This is a genomic window from Streptomyces sp. NPDC055078 (assembly GCF_053607985.1).
The window spans coordinates 1-4460 of the sequence record NZ_JBSGUP010000667.1; the positions used below are offsets into that span (position 1 = coordinate 1).

3 protein-coding genes and 1 pseudogene are annotated in these 4460 nt (G+C 71.0%); 3 read left to right on the top strand and 1 reads right to left on the bottom strand.

The genetic code is table 11. The features are described 5' to 3' along the window. The first annotated feature begins 416 nt into the window (after nucleotides 1-416). The gene (locus ACWF94_RS34430; protein WP_453497779.1) at nucleotides 417-1265 is read left to right on the top strand and encodes a phytanoyl-CoA dioxygenase family protein; all 849 of its coding nucleotides are present in this window, start codon (nucleotides 417-419) and stop codon (nucleotides 1263-1265) included. Nucleotides 1266-1378: 113 nt separating this feature from the next. Next, nucleotides 1379-1870: pseudogene (locus ACWF94_RS34435) on the top strand (DUF6309 family protein); the annotation flags it as partial. 33 nt (nucleotides 1871-1903) lie between these two features. Here the strand turns inward: ACWF94_RS34435 and ACWF94_RS34440 are convergent. Next, nucleotides 1904-2683, bottom strand: coding sequence for an SDR family oxidoreductase (locus tag ACWF94_RS34440; protein WP_453497782.1), 780 nt, complete (start codon nucleotides 2681-2683; stop codon nucleotides 1904-1906). 211 nt (nucleotides 2684-2894) lie between these two features. On the opposite strand from ACWF94_RS34440, the gene ACWF94_RS34445 reads away from it, so the two are divergent. Beyond that, a complete protein-coding gene (locus ACWF94_RS34445) occupies nucleotides 2895-4349 on the top strand; it encodes an aspartate aminotransferase family protein (protein ID WP_453497785.1) in 1455 nt (484 codons plus the stop codon). The last annotated feature ends 111 nt before the right edge of the window (nucleotides 4350-4460 follow it).

Below are 4460 nucleotides of genomic sequence, written 5' to 3' on the forward strand. Positions count from 1 at the left end.
GCCGCCGGGTGCGTCGCCGACAGCGGCACACCCGGCGGCGGCCGACAGCGGCGTACCCGGTGGGGCGCCGACAACGGGGTGTACCCCGACAACGGGGTGGGGTGTACCCGCGTCGACCGGAACAGCTGACAGCGGCGAGGCTTCGTTCTTTCGGCCATGGAGCAGCACTCCGGCCATTGTCGCCGCGCCGGCTGCGCGAAAGTGACCGGCCGGATACCTTTCTCTTCCGTTCAGCGTAAATTCGCGTACCGGCTGCCGCGTCACCGCAGCCGTTCTCTGTGTTCGGACGTCACTTCCGTTTCTCCTTTCACAGCGCACCCGGGGAATCGAGGCGCACCCGGGAATCGAGCAAGGATTGCGTGCACGGTCACCATTCCGCCCGATGGGCACATCGGTACGCAGGAGGACTTCGTTCCATGAGCGAGCAGACCGTCATGACGAGCGGTAACGATGTGAGCGAACATTTCCACGAGCAGGGTTACCTCGTACTCCCCGGATTCATCCCGCCGGATCTCGTCGCCCGGCTCATACCCGAGGCCGACCACTGGGTGGACAGCGGATTACGCGGGCGGTCCATCGACGCCTGCCTCGACCCCGACCGCCACGGGGCACCGCCCCTGGTCGAGCTGCAACTGCCCGCCCATGGCGAACTGGCCGCGCACCCACCGCTGCTGCGGCTGCTCTCCCGGCTCCTCGGCCCGTCCTTCGTCTTCCACCATCTGCACAGCGACCGGCGCCCGCCCGGCGCCCCCGGCAAGGACTGGCACCACGACTACGAGCAGCGCCCGCAGCGCGACCGGCGGTACGCCATGGCGCACGCCCTGCACTACATCGGCGGTCTGGCCCCCGCGATGGGTGCCCTCGCCGTACTGCCCGGGTCCCACCGGGACGTCGCCGACAAGGGTGCCCTCGCCCACCTGGGCACCGGCGAACTCCCCGGCGAAGTGGTCATCGACGCCCTGCCGCCCGGCTCCACCGTGCTGCTGCACTCCGCGCTCTTCCACGCGCGCCGGGCAGCCCCCGCGGACGCCTCGGTCCGCGGAATCCGCCGGGCAGCCCCCGCGGACCCCGGCGGACCTCGCCCGTACGGTCACCGCTATATGATCGACGGCTCCTACTGCCAGACCGGCAGGAGGTGGCCGCCGGTGAAGCCGTACTGGCGGCAACTGCTGGCCGCCGGGCGGGAGCGGGGACTCGACCGGGGCCAGTGGCCCGAGCTGTTCCGCGAGGCCCACTTCGCCGAGTACGAGCGGCACGCGGTCTGACCCACGGCGCCCCGGACAGGCCGCCGCGCGCCGGAGGCCGGCCCCCCCGGCGGGGCGCGGGCCCTCCCGGCGGGGCGGCGACCGGCCACGGATCCCGAAAGGCTGCACCCTTCATGAAAGTGATCGGCTCCATTCCGTCCGACGCCGTACTGCGTGAATTCGCGCGGGACCACCCCTACGATCCGGACGAGGAGGGCAATACGAACGACGACGCCGAGACGAACCTTCGCGAGGCGGGCCTCCTGCTGGGGAGCTGGTACCGGGTGCTGCTCGACCGGAGCGAACTGCTGGGTGTCGTCCTGCCCTGGCACCTCGGCGAGGGCGGGGAGGTCGAACTCGTCCCCCCGACCGGCCTGACCCTCGCCGAGGCGTCGGCCGCGCTCCGCGCGCTCGGCGGTTCGTACGCGCTGTCCAATCCGCACTGCGCGCACAAGCTCGACCGGCAGGCCGGGGCCCCCCTCGGCCCGCTCTACCTCAGCACCCGCGCGGTCCCCGGCCCCGACTACGACAACCTTCGGACACGGGAGGGGCTGATCCATCTGGACGGGCTGCACCGGATGCTGGCCTGGGAACGGGCGGGGCGGCTCGGCGGGGACGCGCTGATCGAGGCGTTCGTCGCGGCGGACGCGTCCTGGCCGTCAGCCCCGGCCCACGTAGGGCATGGCGCTGGGCATCACCGTGACGGACTGGACATTCACCCCCGGCGGCAGGGCGGCCATGGCGAGCACCATGTCGACCACGTGCCGGATGTCCATGGTGGGCTCGACCCGGAGTGAGCCGTCGGCCTGCCGGACCGCGGGCTGTGCGCGCCCCTCCGGCGTCACATTGCCGATGTCGATCTGGCCGCACGAGATGCCGTGGCGGCGGCCGTCCAGCGAGAGCGACCGGGTCAGCCCCGCCACCGCGTGCTTCGCGGCGGTGAAGGCGGTCGAGTCCGGCCGGGGCACATGAGCGGAGGGAGCGCCGTTGTTGATGATCCGTCCACCGCGCGGGGACTGCGACTTCATGATCCGGAACGCGGCCCGGGAACAGAGGAAGGTGCCGGTGGCGATGGAGTCCATGACCCGGTGCCAGTCCGCGGCGGATACCTCATCGACGGGGGCGTACGGCACCGTGTCGGCCGCGTTGTTGAAGAGCAGATCGAGCCGTCCGAAGCGCTCGGCGGTCCTGGCGAAGAGGCTGTCGACCGCTTCGGGATCTGTGATGTCGCAGCTCAGAGGGGCGGCGATACCCGATCCCGCGATGCTGTCGGCTCGTCGGGCGGTCTCTTCGAGCGGACCTTCGCGACGGCCGGTCAGCACCACCGTCCAGCCCTCGGTGAGCAGCCCGAGAGAACAGGCCCGGCCGATTCCGCTGCCGGCCCCGGTCACCAGGGCGACCCTCGGGGGCGGGGCGCCGTTCTCCGTGGCTTCGGTCATGGCTGAATTCCTCTCGCCGTGATGGGTGATCCGTTCCGGTATTCGGCCGGGTGATCTTTCCGGCGGTGCCACCTGAGTTTCGGTACGGCGATCGGGTACGTCAAGACGGTGCGTTCACGCCATCGCGATCCGTCGACAGGACCAGTGCGTTGGGAATTCCGGCGAAATTCACCACTGGCCGGCCAGGCCATGGAGACGGGAGTGACGACGGATGAACACTGAGGTATTCGCGGATGGCACGGCTTTCCCGGACGGCCCGCATTTCCCCGGCGGCGCGCCATACCCGGACGGCCCGCATTTCCCCGGGCGGGCCGTCCCGGGCGGCCCGGCAGGACGGCCGGTGACGGCACTCGGCACAACGGACGTGAGCCGTGAACTCTTCGAACGCGCGAAGCAGTCCCTCGCGGGTGGAATCAGTTCCTCCGCCCGGCTCACCTCCACCGGACCGGACCCGTATCCGCTGTATATGAGCAGTGGCTCCGGTGCCCTGATCCGCGATGTGGACGGCAACGAGTACATCGACTACCTGATCTCCTACGGCAGTGCGATCCTCGGCCACGCGCACCCCGCGCTGACCCGTGGGCTGGCCGATGTGCTCGCGCGCGGCACCATGTTCGGGACCTGCAATGTGCCCGAGGTCGAGCTGGCGGAGCTGATCCGGGAGATGGTGCCCTGCGCCGAACTGGTCCGGTTCGCCAACTCCGGTTCCGAGGCCATCCAGGGGGCGGTACGCGCCGCCCGCGGCCACACCGGCCGTACGAAGATCCTCAAGTTCGAGGGGCATTACCACGGCTGGACCGACACCCTCGCCGTCTCCAACCGGCCCGCCGAGAGCGAGACGGGCCCCTACGAGACACCCCACGCCGTCCCGCACTCGCCCGGGATTCCGCCCGGGGTCGTGGACGATGTCGTGGTCTGCCCCTGGAACGACCCGGAGGCGCTGCACGCGGTGCTCGACGCCCACCGGGGTGAGTTCGCGGCCGTGATCTGCGAACCCATCGTGGCCAACAACGCCTGTGTGATGCCGCTCCCCGGCTATCTCGACCGGCTGCGGGACGCGGCCACGGCACACGGCGCCGTACTGATCTTCGACGAGGTGTGCACCGGATTCCGTACCGGGCCCGGCGGTGCGCAGACGCTCTTCGGCGTACGCCCGGATCTCGCCGTCTTCTCCAAGGCGCTCGGCGGCGGGCTGCCCATCGCCGCGTTCGCCGGGGTCCGCGAGGTGATGGAGCCACTGGCGACCGGCCGGGTCAAACACGGCGGCACCTACAACGCCTCACCCCTGTGTGCCACCGCCGCCGTCATCACCCTCACCGCGCTCGCCGACCCGGCGGTCGTCCGGCGGATCGAGCGGACGGGGGCGCACATCGCCGAGACGATCCGCCGTGCGGCACGGGACAGGCGGATTCCCTGCGCGGTCCAGGGCGTCGGCGCCATGTTCCAGGTGGTGTTCACCCCCGACGGCGCACCGACCCACCGCTACCGGGACACCTTCCGGGTCGACCGGCGGCGGTACGACACCTTCCGCCATGAACTCCTGCGCCGTGGTGTGCATTCCAATGCCTACGGGATGGCCTGCTGGTTCGTCCCCGCCGTGGTCACCGCGGACGAACTGGCCCGCACCTGCGAGGCGATCGACGGGGCGTTCGCGGCGCTGAGCTGAGCCGAGCCGAGCCGAACTGAGCCGCCGGGCGAACCGAACCGAACTGAACCGAGCTGACCCGAACCGAGCTGAGCCGGGCCCCTCCGGGCCGGTCCCGCCCCGGAGGGACCG

Coding starts and splice junctions, on each gene's coding strand:
- ACWF94_RS34430 (WP_453497779.1), top strand. CDS start 417: ATGAGCGAGCAGACCGTCATGACGAGCGGTAACGATGTGAGCGAACAT.
- ACWF94_RS34440 (WP_453497782.1), bottom strand. CDS start 2,683: ATGACCGAAGCCACGGAGAACGGCGCCCCGCCCCCGAGGGTCGCCCTG.
- ACWF94_RS34445 (WP_453497785.1), top strand. CDS start 2,895: ATGAACACTGAGGTATTCGCGGATGGCACGGCTTTCCCGGACGGCCCG.